Below are 17,255 nucleotides of genomic sequence, written 5' to 3' on the forward strand. Positions count from 1 at the left end.
GGTGGCGACGTCCATCAAGGCGACGTTGCACTGCGCGTCGGCGCCTGCGAGCGGGGGAAGTCGACGGCGTGGAAGTAGCGTGGCCAGGAGATCCTCGACCCGGTCGATGTGCAGGGCAGGATGCCCGGCAATCGCGCAGAGAAGAGCGGGCGCGTCGCGCCGCCGGCTCTCCTTAGCGACTGTCGAATAGCTCCGGATGGCGGGCCAGCTCGAGCCGACTTCGACGAATATGCCGCGCCAGCACATGTTCAGCCTCCTCCGCGTCCCGCTTGTCCAGCGCGTTGACGAGGAGTTGATGGTCGTGGTGCACGCTCCGGTCGCCGTCGAGGTAGAACAGGCGCGTGGCGGCCCGCCGATAGTGCTGCGTGCGGTTCCACAGGTTGAGCACGATGTCTCCGAGCAGGCTGGTCGATACGGCGTTCAGGCATGACAGGTGGAACTCGCGGTCGAGGCGCAGGAAGCGCTCTACGTCTTCGCAGGCCTCCATCGAATCGGCGAGGAACTGGAGGCCGTCGATCGTGTCTTCGGTCAGCAGCGGCACGTTCAGTCGAAGCAGGAGCGGTTCCAATCGTTCCCGCACCTGGTACATCTCCTGACATTCCTCGACGCTGAGCTTCGACACCCAGGCGCCCGTGTTGGCGACCAGGGTGACAAGGCCCTCTGCCTCAAGCATGCGCAGGGCCTCGCGGACGGGCAGTCGGCTCGAACCGTGCCGTTCGGCGAGCTCGTCCTGCCTGATGCGCTCGCCGGGGGCGTACGTTCCAGACAGGATCGCATCGCGGAGAGTCGCCGCGACCCGCGCGCCGGTAGCACCGTGGGTCGTCACGCTGGGCGGCATCCGGGTTCCTTCCGTCATCGGTCGGGATGTGCCGGATGCCAGAGCACCCGCTCGGCTCCATTCTCGTACGCCTTGCCGCCCGGGAAGCTGACGAGTTCGAACTGGAGGCCCCAGGGGCTCCGGAAGTAGATCCAACGCTGGCCCTCGGCCGACTGCTTGCTCGCGGTCGGTTCCCCCATGACGGCGACACCGTTCTCACGAAGGTAGCTCACGGCGACATCCATGTCGTCCACGTAGAAAGCGATGTGGTGACCGCCGATGTCGCTGTTGCGAGGTTGCGGCGCCTGCCCGTCCGCGGCCTCGTACAAGAACATCTCGAAGTTCGCGCCGTTGCCGAGCCGGTAGAACCGGATCTCCCGGACGACGGTACGCGGATGCACGCCCAGGTGCGTCTGCATCCAATCGTCGTCCGCGCGCTTCGCGCCGAGCTCGTAGATCATCTCGGACCCGAGGATGTCGACCAGGAAGTGGTGAGCCTCCTCGAGGTCGGGCACCGTGAAGCCGATGTGATCCGTCCCGCGAAGGCCGGGGATGCCTCGCGCCTTCTTCTCAGACACCCGTTGGCTCCTTCGCTCTCGAATCGATTGTATCCAGTGAGCCGATTCTAGTCGCAAGTGGCTCAAGAATAGGAAGAGAACGGCTTGTATTGGATCAAATCGTGGTCTACGGTGGTGGTGATCACAGCGGTTCGCTGCGACGCTGACCGGAATGGGCGACGATGCCGAAGAAGAAGCGACTGCAGACAGGCGTCGACTGGTTCGACCTGTCGACGACACGCGCCGACTGGGATGCCGCGGAGCCGGCCTTCCTCGGAACGATGCTCACCCAGCTGCATCTGATCCGTGCATTCGAGGAGTCGGTTCTGGAGCTGGCCGGTGAGGGAATCGTCCACGGCCCCGCGCACTCGAGCATCGGCCAGGAAGGCGGCGCGGTCGGGTCGATCATGGGCCTGCGCTCCGCGGACGGCGTGAACGGGTCGCATCGCGGGCACCATCAGTTCCTCGCCAAGGCGCTCACCCACGTGGCCGGTGGCGCGATCGATCCGGCGCACCCCGTCACCCCCGCTATCCAGACCGTGCTGCAGCGCACTCTCGCCGAGATCCTCGGCCTGGCGCAGGGGTACTGCCGCGGGCGGGGCGGATCCATGCACCTGCAGTGGTTCGAGGCCGGTGCGCTGGGAACCAACGCGATCGTCGGCGGCGGCGCTCCGATGGCGACGGGCAACGCCTGGGCGCAGAAGCACTCCGGCACGACCGACCTCACGATCAACTACTTCGGCGACGGTGCCGCGCAGATCGGGTCGGTGCTGGAGTCGATGAACCTGGCTGCGGCGTGGAAGCTGCCTGTTTGCTTCTTCGTCGAGAACAACCTGTACGCCGTCTCCACCCACGCCGATGAGATCACCGCCGACCCGCGATTCTCCGTCCGGGGTCAGGGGTTCAGCATCCCCTCCTGGCGCGTCGACGGCATGGACCCCCTCGCCGTGCATCTTGCGATGGAAGAGGCAGCCGAGCGGATGCGCTCCGGCGGGGGCCCCACGATCATCGAAGCCGAGGTCTACCGCTTCTTCCACCAGAACGGACCCTACCCCGGCAGCGCCTTCGGCTACCGCGAGAAGGAAGAGGAAGCGGCCTGGCGGGCGCGCGACCCGCTCGACCTCGTCGCCCAGCACATGATCCGGCGCGGCCTGCTCACCCAGGACGACGTGACCGCCCTCCGCGGACGCGTGCAGAGCGCGATGACCGAGGCCGTGGAGCAGCTGCTCGAGAGCGACCCCGACCGCCCGGGCAAGCGCCGCGTCCGGCCCGCACTCTGGCCGGAGACGAGCTTCGTCAATGTCGGCGTCCGCGGCGACGGCAGCGAGGTCGTGGGTCTGCCCGCACTGGACGGCGCCGCCCCCACCCGCACGATCAAGTTCGTGGATGCCGTCGCACAGGTGATGGACCGGCGCATGACGGAAGATCCTCGCATCGTGGTGATGGGGGAGGACGTGCACCGCCTCAACGGAGGGACGAACGGCGCCACGAAGGGTCTGGTCAAGGCGCACGGCGAGGGCCGTGTGCTCGGCACGCCGATCAGCGAGAACGCCTTCGTGGGTCTGGCCGGGGGCCTGGCTCTGGACGGACGGTTCCGTCCGGTCGTCGAATTCATGTACCCCGACTTCATGTGGGTTGCGGCCGATCAGGTCTTCAACCAGATCGGGAAAGCTCGCCACATGTTCGGCGGCGACAACCCGGTTCCGCTCGTGCTTCGCACGAAGGTGGCCATGGGGTCCGGGTACGGCTCACAGCACCTCATGGACCCCGCCGGCATCTTCGCCACGAGTCCCGGCTGGCGCATCGTCGCCGCATCCAACGCGACCGACTACATCGGACTCATGAACGCCGCGCTCGCCCTGCAGGACCCGGTACTCGTGATCGAGCACGTCGATCTGTACGGGACGACCGACGAGATCCCCGAGGGCGACCTCGACTACGTGATCCCGCCGGGGTCGGCCGCCGTTCTCCGCGAGGGCTCGGACGTGACGGTCATCAGCTACCTGTCGATGATCGCCCACGCGAAGGAGGCGATCGAGCAGACAGGCATCGACGCCGAGCTCATCGATCTGCGCTGGCTCGACCGCGCATCCATCGACTGGGGCACGCTCGGCGAGAGCATCAAGAAGACAAACGCCGTGCTCATCGTCGAACAGGGAGCACAGGGCACGTCGTACGGCGCGTGGCTGGCCGACGAGATCCAGCGCCGCTACTTCGACTGGCTCGACCAGCCCGTCGCTCGAGTGACCGGCGAGGAAGCGTCGCCGAGCATCTCCCGTGTTCTCGAGCGCGCCGCCATCGCCCGTACCGAAGAAGTGGTCGCGGGACTGGAATCGGTCCGCGCCGGATTCGGAGTCTGACCATGGCTGACATCATCCGCATGCCCGAGGTGCTGGCCGGCGCCGAGGAAGCCGCGATCCAGACCTGGCTCGTCGAGCCCGGCGCGGTCGTGGCGATCCATCAGGCGCTGGCCGAGATCGAGACCGACAAGGCGATCGTGGAGCTCACAGCCGAGACCGATGGCATCATCGGCCGTCTCCTCGTCCCGGAAGGCGACAGCGTCGCCGTCGGCGACCCGATCATCGTGATGCTCGCGTCCGGGGAGACCGACGAGCACATCGAGAGAGCCCTCTCCGAGATCGGCGTCGCGTCTCAGTCCGCGCCGACTGCCGTGCCCGCCCAGGCTGCCGCCCCCGCGCCGACTGCGGAGCCCGCCCCGGCTGCGGAGCTCGCCCCAGCTACCGCCTCCGCCCCGGCTACCGAGTCTGCCGCGGCTCCCGCGGCAGACGGTGACGGCGACGGGCGCCGCCTCTTCGCGAGTCCTCTCGTTCGCCGGCTCGCCGCGCAGAGCGGTGTGGCCATCGGCGACATCCAGGGCACGGGCCCACAGGGGCGGATCGTGCGCCGCGACCTCGAGAAGCACCTCGCACAGGCCAAGTCCGCCGCGCAGCCGGCCGACGCGCATCCGGCTCTCGTCGCCACCCTCGCGTCCTCGGCACCGACACCGCAGTCGGCGGTCGCCGATGCGTCGTACCAGGACGTCCCGCTCGATCGGATGCGCAAGGCGATCGCCCGACGCCTGACCGAGAGCAAGTCGTCGGTTCCCCACTTCTACCTCGTCGCGGACTGCCGCGTCGATGCACTGCTGGAACTGCGTCGGTCGGTCAACGAGACCGCGCCTCGCAAGATCTCGGTGAACGACTTCGTCCTGAAGGCCGTGGCCGGGGCGCTGGTCGAGGTTCCGGCTGCCAACGCGATCTGGAACGGCGACAGCATCCGCACTTTCTCGTCGGTCGACCTCTCGGTCGCCGTTGCGACGGAGGGCGGACTCACCACACCGGTCCTGCGATACGTCGAGCGGATGCCGCTGGCGCGCGTGAGCGCCACGGTCGCCGAGCTGGCGGAACGCGCCCGCGCCGGCCGACTGAAGCAGCACGAACTCGAAGGCGGGAGCTTCTCCGTGTCCAACCTCGGGATGTACGGAACATCGGAGTTCAGCGCGATTCTCAACCCGCCCCAGTCCGGGATCCTCGCCGTGGGAGCGGCGCGGCCGATGCCCGTCGTGGACGAGACGGGTCAGCTCGCCGTGGGGCAGGTCATGACAGTCACTCTCTCCGCGGATCACCGGGTGCTCGACGGCGCCGTCGCCGCCCAGTGGCTCGCCGCGTTCCAGCGACGCATCGAGAACCCGCTGACCATCCTCATCTGATGCGCGGAGTTTCGATCACGAGGTTCTCCGCGGCATCCACCCCCTGACGAAGGTGCCACCCCGGAGCGACGTCTCGTTCGCCTGGCGCGACGCGGGCGACGGCTCAGCTCGTCAGCTCGTCCATCGCGCGGAGCACGTCGACCGCCGAGGCCGGCGTCGCACCGGATGCCGAGGGTGCGGCCAGAGGGGAGTCCGGCAGGGCGAGGTTCTGCTGGCGACGGCCGAGGACGAACCACACGCCCTTGGCGGGGGCGTCGGTGTGGTTGAGGTAGAGGTGGGGGCGGATCGAGTCGAAGTGCAGCGAGTCGCCGGGCCGCAGGATGTGGGTGTCGAATTCGAGCTGCAGGGTGAGCTCGCCCTCGATCAGATAGGCGTACTCCACTCCCGCATGTCGCATGAGTTTGCCCTCGACCGAACTGGTGGCGCCGGGCGCGTAGGTCACCAGGATGGCGTCCACCGGCCCGCCGACGCCGACGGCGAGGCGCTCCCAGCGGACCCCGTTCTCCATCTCGATCACCGGGTTGTCCGCCGCCTGCTGAACGATGGGTGCGCTGGGGCTGCCGGGGTCGATCGGGGCGCCATCGCTCGACTCGGGAGCCGCAGCCGGCATGCCCATGAGCTCATCGATCGACGCACCGAGGTGGCTGGCGAGGGCGTAGAGCGTCGACACAGACGGCTGCGTCTTGCCGATCTCGATCTGCGACACCAGCGACGCCGAGACTCCCAGAGACTGCGCGACGCTGCGCAGGCTCATTCCGCGTGCTGTGCGTGCGGCGCGGATGCGTGCACCCAGGCTTTCTGACATGCGACCCCTTCTGGGTTTTGGGTCAGTGTATACCGCCAAGCCGACAGTCATGTACAGTAAGACTGTACGCGCGTAAAGTACCAGACCGCGCGCCGTCACGAGGAGGCCTCGATGAGGAGCACCGGAACGACCGGAACGAACGCCGTCGATTGGGAGACCCGTATCGACATGGATCGTCTGCGCGACGCGCGGCTGGCGCGGCTGAAAGCCGAGCTCGACAGGTCCGAGCTCGGCGCGGTGCTCGCGTTCGACTTCTCGAACATCCGATACATGAGCGGCACGCACATCGGCACGTGGGCGATGGACAAGCTCATCCGCTTCTCGCTCCTCACGCGCAACACCGACCCCATCGTGTGGGACTTCGGATCGGCGGCGAAACACCACGCGGTGTACAACCCCTGGCTCGACACGACCACGGCCGAGATGGATGCCGATCCCCACGCGCCACATGAAGGCGCCAAGCGTCGGCGGCTCGAGAGCGGCGCCCGCGCGGGCATCTCGACGCTGCGGGGCGCTTTCCCCCCCGACGCGCACATCGCTGCGAAGGTCGCGAAGAAGATCAAGCGCGAGCTCGAGAAGTTCGGGCTCGCCGCGCAGCCGCTCGGCGTGGATGTGATCGAGCTGCCGATCCTCTTCGCGTTGCAGCAGGAGGGCGTTCAGGTCGTCGACGGGCAGCAGGTCTTCATGGAGGCCCGTCGAGTCAAGACGCCCGACGAGATCCGGTTGCTCACCCAGGCGGCCTCGATGGTCGACGCCGCCTACGAAGAGCTGTACCGGTTCCTCCGTCCCGGTGTGAGAGAGAACGAGGCAGTGGGGCTCGTCGCCAAGACGCTCTACGATCTCGGCTCGGAGTACGTCGAGGGGGTCAACGCGATCTCGGGCGAGCGATGCTCCCCGCACCCGCATGTCTTCAGCGACCGGCTGATCCGCCCGGGCGACCCTGCGTTCTTCGACATCCTGCACAGCTTCAACGGCTATCGCACCTGCTATTACCGGACGTTCGCCGTCGGGTCGGCGAGTTCCGCGCAGAAGGACGCGTATGTCCGCGCACGCGAGTACATGGATCAGGCGATCGCACTCGTTCGCCCCGGGGCGACGACCGCCGACATCGCGTCCGTGTGGCCGACCGCCCAGGAGTTCGGCTTCGGCGACGAGGAGGAGGCGTTCGCCCTGCAGTACGGACACGGAGTCGGCCTGTCGATCTGGGAGAAGCCGATCTTCTCCCGGCTGACCTCGCTCGATCACCCCGAGGTGCTGCAAGAGGGCAACGTATTCGCGCTCGAGACCTACTGGCCGTCGGCCGACGGGTGGGGCGCCGCACGCATCGAGGAGGAGGTCGTCGTCACCGCGGACGGATGCGAAGTCATCACCAAGTTCCCCGCGGAGGACCTGCTGGTCGCGGGCAAGCGGTACTACACGATCGACGGCCCGCTCGATCTGCGTCGAGACTCGCAGTCGCACCTCAACACCCGCGCCGGGCGCGGTGAGGCATGAGCACTGTCGGGTTTCTGGGACTGGGCTCGATGGGGTCCGGCATAGCGGGGCGGCTCCTCGATGCCGGGCACGAGGTGCTCGTCTGGAACCGATCGAGCGGCGCTGTCGCGGCGTTCGTCGATCGCGGCGCCACCGCTGCCCGGGACGCGGGGGAGGCACTGTCGGCCGACGTGTCGTTCTCGATGCTCGCCAACGACGAGGCCGTGGACTCGGTCTTCGATCCCGTCACCGTCGCCGGCCTTGCGGGACGCACCCACGTCATGATGGCGTCGATCAGTCCCGCGCTCGCCGACAGGCTGACCTCGCAGTTCGAAGCGGCCGGGGCGGTGTACGTGGCTGCGCCGGTGCTGGGCCGGCCTGAGATCGCGAAGGCGGGCCAGCTGAACATCCTGGCTGCGGGGCCCGCGGCATCCGTCGAGCGTCTCGAGCCGTACCTGGCGGCCATCGGGACGCGCACCTGGCGACTGGGCGAGCGTCCGTCTGTGGCCAACGCGGTGAAGGCTGCCGTCAACTACAACATCATCCACGCGATGCAGGCGATCGGTGAGACGGTCGCCATGACCGAGAGGCAGGGGGTAGACCCCGCGCTGTTCACCGAGCTGCTCTCCAGCACCCTCTTCGGGGGAGCCGTCTACGCCGTGTACGGAGATCTCATCGCGCGGCGCCAATACACGCCCCCCGGCTTCCAGATGGTCCTGGGGCGCAAAGACCTCGGCCTTGCCCAGGAGGTGGCCGAGGCGGGTGGTGTGCGTCCGGCGACCCTCGAAGCGCTCGTGGCGGTGTTCGATCGCGCCCTGGCCGATCCCGAACTGAAGGACTTCGACTGGAGCGCGATCGCCGAAGTCAGCCGGCGTGACCTGATCTGACACGCCGGCTGACGACTCCCCGCCGCTAGGAGTGACGGCCCGCGGCGACGGCTGGCGGCGCGACGGGGAGCCCGTTGCGCCGGGTGGCGGTGCGCGCTCAGTATTCGACGCGTACCGAGAGGAACGTGCCCAGCGGTGAGCGGGGCGTGTCTGCCGGGGCGAGTGCGCGCAGACGCCAATCGCTGAACATCACCGCCACGTCGTAGTCCTGGAGATGCCCGATCCTGAGCTCTCGGAGGAGCCCGGCGACGACCGCGGGCGGGACGCCCTCCGCGAGGATGCGCAGGCCCGTCGGACCGCGCTCGTCGATCCGGACGACGTAGCCGGCGACGAGAGCCGACACTTCGTCGCGGGCGCTCATCCACACGACGAAGTGCCTGCCCTCGCCCGCGGGGCCGCCGAGATGGTGTCGATCTGTCAGTGCACTCATCGAACTGTGTCCCTTCAAGACGCCGTTCGCAGGGCGGGCGGCAGAGGTGTGCGGGTCAGGACGCCAGCGTGGCCCGGTTGACGTGGAGCTGTTCGCCGGAGATACCGCGGTTGTCGAGCAGGAAGAGCGCTGCGCCGACGACATCGGCGACGGTGGCGAGTTCGCCACCAGGGGTGCGGGAGCGATAAGCGGCCAGCGCCTGCTCCTTGCCCGACCAGAACGGCGAGTCGCCGATGATGCCCGGGTGCAGGACGTTCACCCGGATCGGCGCCAACTCGACCGAGAGCGCCGTTCCGAGGCCCTCCACCCCGCCGTTCACCGTCGAAACCGTGAGCGAGCCCGGGTACGGGCGATAGCGTGCCACTCCGCCGAAGAGCACGATTCCGGTCTCGGTGCTGTTCGAGAGCCGCTCACCGAGCGCATGGATCGTCTCGGCATACCCCACGAGTTTGAGGGTCGCGATGCGGGTGGCGCCCGCGATGTCGAAGTCGCGGACCGTGTTGGAATCGCGCTCGACGCCGGCGATCACGAGACCGTGCACGTCTCCCACGCCGGCGAGGCTGGCCGCGATGGTCTCGGGCTGGGCGAGGTCGAGCGCGATTCCCGCCGCCGACTCGCCGAGCCCCGCCGCGACCTCGGTCGCGCGCTCCGCGTCGCGCCCTGTCAGGACGACGCGGTCACCGCGCGCTGTCAGCGCGCGGCTGATCTCGAGCCCGATCCCGCTGGTTCCGCCGACGACGAGGTACGTCCGGGTGGTCGTGGTCATGCTGGTTCCTCTTCCTCGAGGTCTCGGGCATCCGATGAGGAGCCGTGGGGTGTGGCTGCGGGCTCGGCACGTCTCGATGAGGCGTCGGGTCCGCGGTTCTGCGTCGATTCAAGCGGCCACGGCAGTCGCCCGGCTTGCGCCGCAGGGCCCAATCCTGCCGACAGTGTTGGGCCGGGAGGACAAGAGCCCCGGCCCCCTCGCCTTCAGGCGGGGTGGGACGCGTCAGCCAGATCGAATGTCTCGGCGAGGTGCAGCGCCGACCAGAGCATGCCCTGCTGCTCCTTCACGCTGCGTCCGAGGAGCTCCTCGGCGCGCCGGATGCGGTACACGACGGTGTTCTTGACGACATTGAGCCGGGTCGCGGCGCTCGCCGGGCTGCAGTTGCATTCGAGGTAGACGCGGACGGTCTCGCGAAGGACCGCCTCGCGCGGGCCACCGAGCGCTCCCAGCTCGTCCTGGACGAAGCGCGCTGCGGCCACCGGGTCGGCCATGAGCAGCGCCGTCAGTCGCACGTCGTCGAAGAAGACTGTGCGATCGCGCGAGTGGGGAGCGTTCGCAAGAAGTGCGACCCGTGCCGCCGTGCCGGCGTTCTCGTGCGTGCTGCGGAATCCCTCGAGGCCGGATGCCGGGCGCCCGACGGCGACGAGGGTGTCTGGGCTGATGCCGATCGAGCGCACATCGGCATCACGGGGATTCACGAAGGAGCCCCAGGCCCACACCTCATGCTCGTCCGCGGGGATCACGAGCTGACCGGTCGCGCCGATGCGGGTCAGCAGCGCCGCGGCTACCCTGGCCAAAGCTTCATGGGAGGCATCGTCGTCGCGTGCCTCGCGTCTGAGAACCAGTCCGACGTGAGTCCGGTTCGAGAGGTCGTACCTGAGTGTCTTCGAGGGGTCGCCTGCCGGCGGCTCACCGGCGAGAAGAGAACGCACGAGCTCGCCCCGCGAGCCGTCGATGCTCGCGAGCCACGACTGTTCCTCGACGATGAACGCCGCAGTGCACGCCAGCGAGAATCCGCTGACGTGGTCGACCAGGAGCCGGGAGAGCTGTGACAGCTGCTGCGTCTGCTCCTCCGGAGGCACCAGCTGGCGGCACGCTTCGACCAGGACGTCGCTGAGGTAGGCGTGCGACGTGCGCTGATACTTCAGGATCGTCGCCACGGGCACTCGTCTGCGCACGGCCCGGGCGATCTGCACGGCTGTCTCGGGCGGAACGGATGTCGGCACGGGAAGCCCCTGATCGAGCGCGACCAGTGCTTGCATCACGACGGCCTGCGTCGTCGGTCGCACCTCGGCGAGTGCTTCGTCGCGTCGGGCGGGGCTGATCTCGGGGTCCAGGGCCAGCGGCGCAAGAGAGTCCGACAACTCTACGACCCATGCAGCCGGTCCGACTCCGATCGCGGCGACCGTGCGATTCCACGTCTCGGGCAGGCAATCCGGCTCGAACTCCTCGACGGGTGCGGAGGGGCTGAGTCTGCGTACCCAGGATCCGCTGTCAGGCATGCATGACCCCCTCCCGCCTCCTCGCGAGCGCCCGAGCACTTGGTTAGGGCGCGTGGCAAGCACTATACGCGCCGGGTGTGGCAGGGCAAGCACGCGCAGGCCGGAATGCGGATCGGCGCGACCGACTTGCCTCGCCGGGTCAAAGCGCCGGGGTCGATTTTGCCGGACGGGGCAAGCGGCGGGTGCGCGTGCGAAGTTGACTCGTCCCACTCCTCCTCCGAGGGCGGAACGCTCCGGGACGGATCTCACGAAGGGAACGACAATGTCGTCGAACGACACCACCGCCGTCATGGGCGGTCTCCGCGTACCGGAGCCCGGCCTCGCTCCGCAGGAAGTCATCGAGCGGGCGGCCGCGCTGCGTCCCGTCCTGCGAGAGAATCGCGTGGCCGCGGCCGAGGCCGGCACGTACTCGGCCGAGCTCCACGAGATCTTCGGGAACGCCGGGTTCTACCGGCTGGTGCAGCCGCGCCAGTACGGCGGCTACGAGTTCGGCCTCGAGACGTACTACCGCACGATGATCGAGATCTCCCGGGGCGACCCCGGCATCGGCTGGTGCCTCACGCTCGGTACCGGCCACACGATCCCGCTGGTCGCCCACTTCCCCGAGGAGGTCGCTCGGGATGCGTTCGGCGAGGACGGGGTGTTCATCGCGCCGCACTCCGCATCGCCACACGGCACACTGGTTCCGACTGATGGCGGGTACGTCATCAACGGCAAGTGGCCGTACTCGTCGGGTGTGCCGTACTCCACCCACGCCATGGTGACCGCGATCCTCCTCGAGGAGGGGAAGGAACCGGCGCCTGTGGTCGTCCTCCTCCCGCGCGACGATTACACCATCGACCCCGAGTGGGGCGCCCACGTCACGATGGCGCTCGGAGCAAGCGGATCCAACGCGGTCGTCGCCGAGAACGTCTTCGTGCCGGCGTCGCACGTCTCCTCCATGTTCGAGTGGGGCTATTCGACCCTTCCCGACGGGACACACGGAACGCGCTCCACTCGAAACCCGCTGTATCTCGGTCAGATTCAGGCGCTGTACCCCGCCTCGCTGGCCGCAGTACAGGTCGGCACCGCATGGGCGGCGTTCGACGCCTACGAAGAGACGATCCTGACGAAGAAGCGGCTGCACCCGCCGATCGTCGAGCGGTACCTGCACGCCGAGAGTCAGGGCATCTGGGGCCACGCCCGCGCGACGATCGACGCCGCCCAGGCGACGCTCCTCGGCGCGGCGCGCGAGTACGAGCGTCTGGGTGAGCGGCACGTGTCGGGTGACATCCCTCCCTTCGAGGAGTGGCTCGCGGTCGGAAGCATGATGTACGCGTCGTGCCGTCTCGCGCACGAAGCGACCGAGCTGCTGTTCCGTTCGGTCGGTTCGTCGGTCGCTCGGCGTGGCGTTGCCCTCCAGGACTACTTCCTCGTCTCACAGATGTCGAAGGCGCAGATTGCCGAGCATGTCCCGGTCATCGAGGTCCAGGCGGCGAGGGCGCACTTCGGACTCGATCTGCTCGGAGCCTGACCACCCGCCTCACTCGAACCCGGTCCCCGACAGCGCACCACCCCGGTGTGTGCGCTGCCGGGGACCTTCTTTGTGGACACGCGGACGGATCCGTTGCCCCCGGGGGTCAACGTGACCCGCGCACTTTGGTCTCTCCGAGCAAGCCTCCCAGCCCGATGTGCAGTGACAGTGAACACACTCGCGTTTCAAGGATGAAACCGAGGCTCTCGGAGCGGGAACCCGATTGCGGCCGATGGCGGCCGCAGGAAGAAGCGGACACGATCATGTATTCGAATCACCGAGCTGACCGAGCGGGCGCCGGGCCGCTGGCGTTCGTGACAGCCGCCGTCGTCATGATGACTCTTGCCGGATGCGCGACAGGAGCGACGCCCGAGGGCGCCGCGACGCAGGAACGGTCGGCAGAGGCGCAAGCCGCACTCGACAAGGCCTATGCCGGACTCGGCGGCGACCTGGAGCTCCCACCGGCCGATGTCGCCGACGATGTCAGCCTGTACGTCATCTCGTGCGGCGAGTCCAACTCCGGGTGCGCCGAAGGCACAGCTGGCCTGGTCGAGGGGGGCAAAGCGGCGGGCTGGGATGTCGAGGTCGCGGATGGCAAACTCAGTCCGGAGGGGTTCGCCACCGCCATCCGGCAGGCCATCGCGGCCGGCGCCGATGTGATCATCCCCATGGGCTTCGGCTGCATGGCGGCGCAAGCCGCCTTCAAAGAGGCGCGCGATGCGGGGATCACGATCGTGGGCGGCGGTGGGCCTGACGACTGCGACCCCGCACTGTGGGACGCCGTGCCGCAGTGGCTCGAAGGCACTTCGTTCGACGAGAAGTGGGCCCTTTACGGTCAGCTGGGTGCGGACTGGGCGTACGGCATCACCGAAGACGCCCCGCGAGCGATCACACTCACCCACACGACCAACGGATTCGGCCCCCTGATCACCGACGGGTTCGTCACCGAGTTCGAGAAGCTCGGCGGCAAGGTGGTCGCGAACGTCGACGTCACCGACCCCGAAGCAGCCAGCGGCAGCTTCATCCAGAAGGTGACGACCGCGCTCCTGGCCAACCCCGACGTGAACGTGCTGCAGATCCCGGGTGGCGGATTCCTCACCGGCGGGCTCTACCAGGCGATCGCGCAGTCGGGCGTCGAGGACCTGACGATCGTCGTGGGCGGGCCTTCCGACACGACCACTCTCGACCTGATCCGGAGCGGATCGAACGCCGGAATCACCCTGGGCGCGGTGGGTGAAGCCACGCGGTGGGCGCAGTGGGCCTCCGTCGACACTGCGATCCGGGTTCTCGCCGATCAGTCGCCGGCATACAGCGCGCAGCCGATGGTGGTGGTCGATGCCGACAACAACCTGCCCGCGTCCGGCCCGTTCGACGGCGGCGACTGGGAGTCCGCCTACCTCGCCTCCTGGGGCAAGGGATGACCCACCTCACCGCTGGAACGGGGGCGGCTCAGCATCCGGAATCGAAACCGCCGGTGCTGCGGCTCAACGCGCTCGTGAAGAGCTTCGGACCGGTGCGCGTTCTCGACGGCGTCTCGTTGGAGGTCCGTCCCGGAACGATCCATGCATTGCTCGGCGGCAACGGTTCGGGCAAGAGCACGACGATCAAAGTCCTCGCCGGGGTCTACGCGGCAGACGGCGGGGAGCTGGAGGTCGGCGGCGTGCCGGTCGACCTCGCCGGGTACGGTCCCGAGGATGCCGAACGAGCCGGACTGCGCTTCGTCCACCAGGATCTGGGACTCTTCGACGACCTGTCGATCGAGGAGAACTTCGCGCTGGCATCCGGCTACCCCGTCCACGCGGCGGGCGGCATCGACTGGAAGCGTCTCCGGGAGCGGGTCGCCTCGCTGATCGCCGCGTACGGGATCGCCGGTACACCGGACACCCCGATCCATCGGCTGCGACCCGCCGACAAGACGCTCGTCGCGATCGCCCGGGCATTGCAGGACGAGGAGTCGGGGCGGCTCATCGTGGTCCTCGACGAGCCGACCGCGTCGCTCGGGCGCCGCGAGTCGACGGAGCTTCTCGAGAGGGTGCGGCTGCGCGCCGCGCAGGGACAGACCTTCGTCATCGTGAGTCATCGCATGCAGGAGGTTCTCGCCGTCTCGGACGACTTCACCGTGTTCCGCGACGGCAAGGTGGCCGCGCACCTGATCGACTCCTCCCCGTCTGAGGAGGAGCTGATCGCCTACATGGCCGGGAGCCAGGTGCGCGCTCTCGAGCCGACAGGATCGATCTCGCATGCGCGCTCGGCCCCCTTGCTCGCATTCGAGGGGATCGCAGCAGGACCGCTGACGGACGTGAGCCTCACCGTGCACCGCGGCGAGATCGTGGGTGTCGCCGGGCTCGCGGGCTCGGGCAGGTCGACACTGCTCTCGCTGGCATTCGGGTGCTTCCGCCCGGAGCGGGGGCGGATGCTGCTCGACGGTCGGGACTTCTCGCCGAGAACGGTCAAGCAGGCGATGAAGGCGGGAATCGCGCTCGTCCCCGAGGACCGATCACGTGACGCGGCATTCGCCGACTTCACGGTGAGCCAGAACCTCTCCGTCGCCGTCCTCCCACGTCTGCGGCGCCGAGGTCGTCTGGACGGGGCGTTGGCCAGGAGGTTCGCCGTCGATCTGATCGGCCGCTTCCGTATCAAGGTCGCCGGTCCGGACGCCCTGTTCGCATCGATGTCGGGAGGGAATCAGCAGAAGACGATTCTCGCCCGTTGGATGCAGCGCGATCCTCGTCTCCTGCTGCTGGACGAGCCGACCCAGGGGGTCGATGCGATGTCCCGCGCGGAGATCTACGACGTCATCCGCGAATCAGCCCGCAACGACAACGCGGCGGTCATCGTCTCCAGCGACCTGGGCGAGCTCCATGCACTCTGCGATCGGATTGTCGTCGTCTCAGACGGACGCATCGTCCGTGAAGTCGCCGCAGCCGAGACGTCCGTCGACGAGCTCGCCGCAGCGGTGCTCTCCAGCCCGAAAACCGAAGAAAGAAGTGCCGCATGACCGCGCAAGCCACGACGACCGCCGAGTCGCCGAAGACGACCGCTCCACCCACCAGCACCGTCACCTCGTCGCGCGCCGTGGTGGGGGTGTTGGAGAAGTATGCCCTGATCTTCATCACCATCGCGGTGATCGTCTTCTTCTCGGTCGTCCCCCCGGCCAGCACCGCCTTCCCCACGATCAACAACTTCAACGTCGTGCTCGGGAGCAATGCCGTCGTCGCCCTCGTCGCATTGGCGGCCCTGTTCACCCTCGTGGCGGGCGTCTTCGACTTCTCGGTCGGCGCCACGGCGATCGCGAGCTTCGTGTTCTCGGCCGGCCTGCAGGTCGAGCTGCACGTGCCGCTGTGGGTGGCGATCGTGCTTCCTCTTCTCCTGTCTGCGGCGATCGGATTCCTCAACGGGCTGTTCGTCGTCAAATTCAAGATGAACCCGTTCGTGACGACCCTCGGAATGGCCACTCTGCTGTCGGGCGTCTCCATCTGGTACTGCGCCGGCAAGACCTTCGTGCTTCCCGCGGACTCCGCGCTGATCGCGTTCGGTTCGCTGAGGTGGCTCGGCCTCCCCGTGGTGTTCTATCTCGTCGTGGTCGCGGCAGCGGTGATCTGGTACTTCTTCCAGCACACTCCGTCGGGGCGATCGCTCTACGCGATCGGGTCCAACGCCTCCAGCGCCCGCCTCGTCGGCATCCGGGTCGATCGGAGCGTGTGGATGACGTTCGTCGTGTCGGCCGTCATCGCAGGCATCGCCGGCATCGTCCAGCTGGGACGGCTGGGGAGCGCGACCGCCGTGGACGGCGGCGCGCTGCTCTTCCCCGCGCTCACCGCCGTCTTCCTCGGCGCCACCGCCATCACACCGGGATTCTTCAACGTGATCGGTACGGTCATCAGCGCGGTGTTCGTATCCATCGTGGTCAGCGGTCTGACGCTGATGGGTGCGAGCAGCTGGGCGACCAACGTCTTCAACGGTGTCGTGCTGCTCGTCGCGGTCGGGCTGTCCACCTATCTCGGCCGTCGCAATCGCGTCGGCGGCTGACGCTTCCGGCAGGAAGGAAGAAGGGCTGGGGTGAGAACCCCAGCCCTTCTTGCTGCATCCCGTCCGTTCGCTACAGCTTGGCCTCGGGGTACAGCTCGGTCGCCGACGTCAGGATGCGCTCCCAAGTGGTGTCGTTGAGCTCGAGGATGTTGCCGTCGGGATCCTTCAGGTAGGCGTACTTGCCGGGGTCGCTCGGGGCCCAGCCGTTCGGGTCGCCGAAGCTCTCGCCGCCGAGCGCGACGCCGCGCGCCAGTGTTGCGGCGACGTCGTCGACGGCGATGGCGAAGTGCATGAAGGACGCCTGGGGTTGCGGGACGCCGATGACCGGGTTTCGGTCCGGGATGAACTGGAACAGTTCCAGGCCGAAACCGTCGGGTAGCTCGACGAAGCCGATCCGATAGTCGGTGTCCTTGACTCCCATGATGATTTCCGTCATCTCGACGCCGGTGTGGTAGGGATGCAGAACCTCCTTGCCTCCGAAGGTCTCGACATAGAACTTCGTGGAGCGCTCGATGTCGGACACGCGCACGGCGAGATGCTGAACGCGGGCCATCAGACGGCCCCGCCCTCTACTCGGACGCCTCGTTCTGCTGGCGGACGGGTGAGATCTTCTTCGATCATCGTCGACAACCCTTCTTTGTGTGTCGTTCGGTTGCACTCATCGTCCGTCGGCGCTGGCGGGGCTGTCTTGGCTCACCGAACCAATCTGCGGCAGCGATTTTTGCTGCTCGGGGCGAGTCCAGCCCGCTTCGGAGAAGTTGACTCTT

General features: G+C 67.9%; 15 protein-coding genes. 8 read left to right on the forward strand and 7 right to left on the reverse strand.

Translation table 11 applies throughout. The features are described from left to right. Positions 1-172: 172 nt before the first annotated feature. Both Q9R08_RS03795 and Q9R08_RS03800 read right to left on the reverse strand, forming a co-directional pair. Complete coding sequence (locus Q9R08_RS03795; RefSeq protein WP_308866491.1) at positions 173-838, reverse strand: GntR family transcriptional regulator; 666 nt, start codon at positions 836-838, stop codon at positions 173-175. Positions 839-852: 14 nt separating this feature from the next. After that, positions 853-1,395 (reverse strand): VOC family protein, encoded by a 543-nt coding sequence (locus Q9R08_RS03800; protein WP_308866492.1) that lies wholly within the window; start codon positions 1,393-1,395, stop codon positions 853-855. 161 nt (positions 1,396-1,556) lie between these two features. Here Q9R08_RS03800 and Q9R08_RS03805 point away from each other — a divergent pair, with 161 nt between their 5' ends. Then, complete coding sequence (locus Q9R08_RS03805) at positions 1,557-3,734, forward strand: alpha-ketoacid dehydrogenase subunit alpha/beta (protein WP_308866493.1); 2,178 nt, start codon at positions 1,557-1,559, stop codon at positions 3,732-3,734. A 2-nt stretch (positions 3,735-3,736) separates the two neighbouring features. Continuing rightward, positions 3,737-5,083 carry a dihydrolipoamide acetyltransferase family protein gene (locus Q9R08_RS03810; RefSeq protein ID WP_308866494.1) on the forward strand — a complete coding sequence of 449 codons (1,347 nt, stop codon included), beginning with the start codon at positions 3,737-3,739 and terminating at the stop codon, positions 5,081-5,083. Positions 5,084-5,186: 103 nt separating this feature from the next. Here Q9R08_RS03810 and Q9R08_RS03815 read toward each other — a convergent pair whose 3' ends face one another. Beyond that, positions 5,187-5,888, reverse strand: coding sequence for a helix-turn-helix domain-containing protein (locus Q9R08_RS03815; protein WP_308866495.1), 702 nt, complete (start codon positions 5,886-5,888; stop codon positions 5,187-5,189). A gap of 111 nt (positions 5,889-5,999) precedes the next feature. Between Q9R08_RS03815 and Q9R08_RS03820 the strand changes: the two genes are divergently transcribed. Beyond that, a complete protein-coding gene (locus tag Q9R08_RS03820; protein ID WP_308866496.1) occupies positions 6,000-7,382 on the forward strand; it encodes a M24 family metallopeptidase in 1,383 nt (460 codons plus the stop codon). Continuing rightward, positions 7,379-8,248 (forward strand): NAD(P)-dependent oxidoreductase, encoded by an 870-nt coding sequence (locus Q9R08_RS03825; RefSeq protein ID WP_308866497.1) that lies wholly within the window; start codon positions 7,379-7,381, stop codon positions 8,246-8,248. The genes Q9R08_RS03820 and Q9R08_RS03825 overlap by 4 nt, the downstream gene beginning before the upstream one ends. A gap of 97 nt (positions 8,249-8,345) precedes the next feature. Here Q9R08_RS03825 and Q9R08_RS03830 read toward each other — a convergent pair whose 3' ends face one another. The 3 genes from Q9R08_RS03830 to Q9R08_RS03840 all read right to left on the reverse strand — a co-directional run bounded on the left by Q9R08_RS03830 (position 8,346) and on the right by Q9R08_RS03840 (position 10,946). Next, the gene (locus Q9R08_RS03830) at positions 8,346-8,678 is read right to left on the reverse strand and encodes a hypothetical protein (RefSeq protein ID WP_308866498.1); all 333 of its coding nucleotides are present in this window, start codon (positions 8,676-8,678) and stop codon (positions 8,346-8,348) included. A 55-nt stretch (positions 8,679-8,733) separates the two neighbouring features. Beyond that, entirely contained in the window at positions 8,734-9,444 is a 711-nt protein-coding gene (locus Q9R08_RS03835; RefSeq protein WP_308866499.1) for an SDR family oxidoreductase, read from the reverse strand. A 203-nt stretch (positions 9,445-9,647) separates the two neighbouring features. After that, positions 9,648-10,946, reverse strand: coding sequence for a PucR family transcriptional regulator (locus Q9R08_RS03840; protein ID WP_308866500.1), 1,299 nt, complete (start codon positions 10,944-10,946; stop codon positions 9,648-9,650). A 262-nt stretch (positions 10,947-11,208) separates the two neighbouring features. Here Q9R08_RS03840 and Q9R08_RS03845 point away from each other — a divergent pair, with 262 nt between their 5' ends. From Q9R08_RS03845 to Q9R08_RS03860, 4 genes are all read left to right on the forward strand, one after another. Further along, on the forward strand, positions 11,209-12,459 hold the full coding sequence (locus Q9R08_RS03845) for an acyl-CoA dehydrogenase family protein (RefSeq protein ID WP_308866502.1): 1,251 nt from the start codon (positions 11,209-11,211) through the stop codon (positions 12,457-12,459). A 314-nt stretch (positions 12,460-12,773) separates the two neighbouring features. Next, entirely contained in the window at positions 12,774-13,880 is a 1,107-nt protein-coding gene (locus tag Q9R08_RS03850; RefSeq protein ID WP_308866503.1) for a sugar ABC transporter substrate-binding protein, read from the forward strand. Continuing rightward, the gene (locus Q9R08_RS03855) at positions 13,877-15,457 is read left to right on the forward strand and encodes a sugar ABC transporter ATP-binding protein (protein ID WP_308866504.1); all 1,581 of its coding nucleotides are present in this window, start codon (positions 13,877-13,879) and stop codon (positions 15,455-15,457) included. Before Q9R08_RS03850 ends, Q9R08_RS03855 begins: the two co-directional genes overlap by 4 nt. After that, positions 15,454-16,488, forward strand: a complete 1,035-nt coding sequence (locus tag Q9R08_RS03860) for an ABC transporter permease (protein ID WP_308866505.1) — start codon at positions 15,454-15,456, stop codon at positions 16,486-16,488. The genes Q9R08_RS03855 and Q9R08_RS03860 overlap by 4 nt, the downstream gene beginning before the upstream one ends. Before the next feature lie 70 nt (positions 16,489-16,558). Here the strand turns inward: Q9R08_RS03860 and Q9R08_RS03865 are convergent, their stop codons facing one another. Next, a complete protein-coding gene (locus tag Q9R08_RS03865) occupies positions 16,559-17,041 on the reverse strand; it encodes a VOC family protein (RefSeq protein ID WP_308866506.1) in 483 nt (160 codons plus the stop codon). Between the last annotated feature and the right edge of the window lie 214 nt (positions 17,042-17,255).

Source organism: Microbacterium psychrotolerans (assembly GCF_031085295.1).
GTDB classification, from domain to species: domain Bacteria; phylum Actinomycetota; class Actinomycetes; order Actinomycetales; family Microbacteriaceae; genus Microbacterium; species Microbacterium psychrotolerans.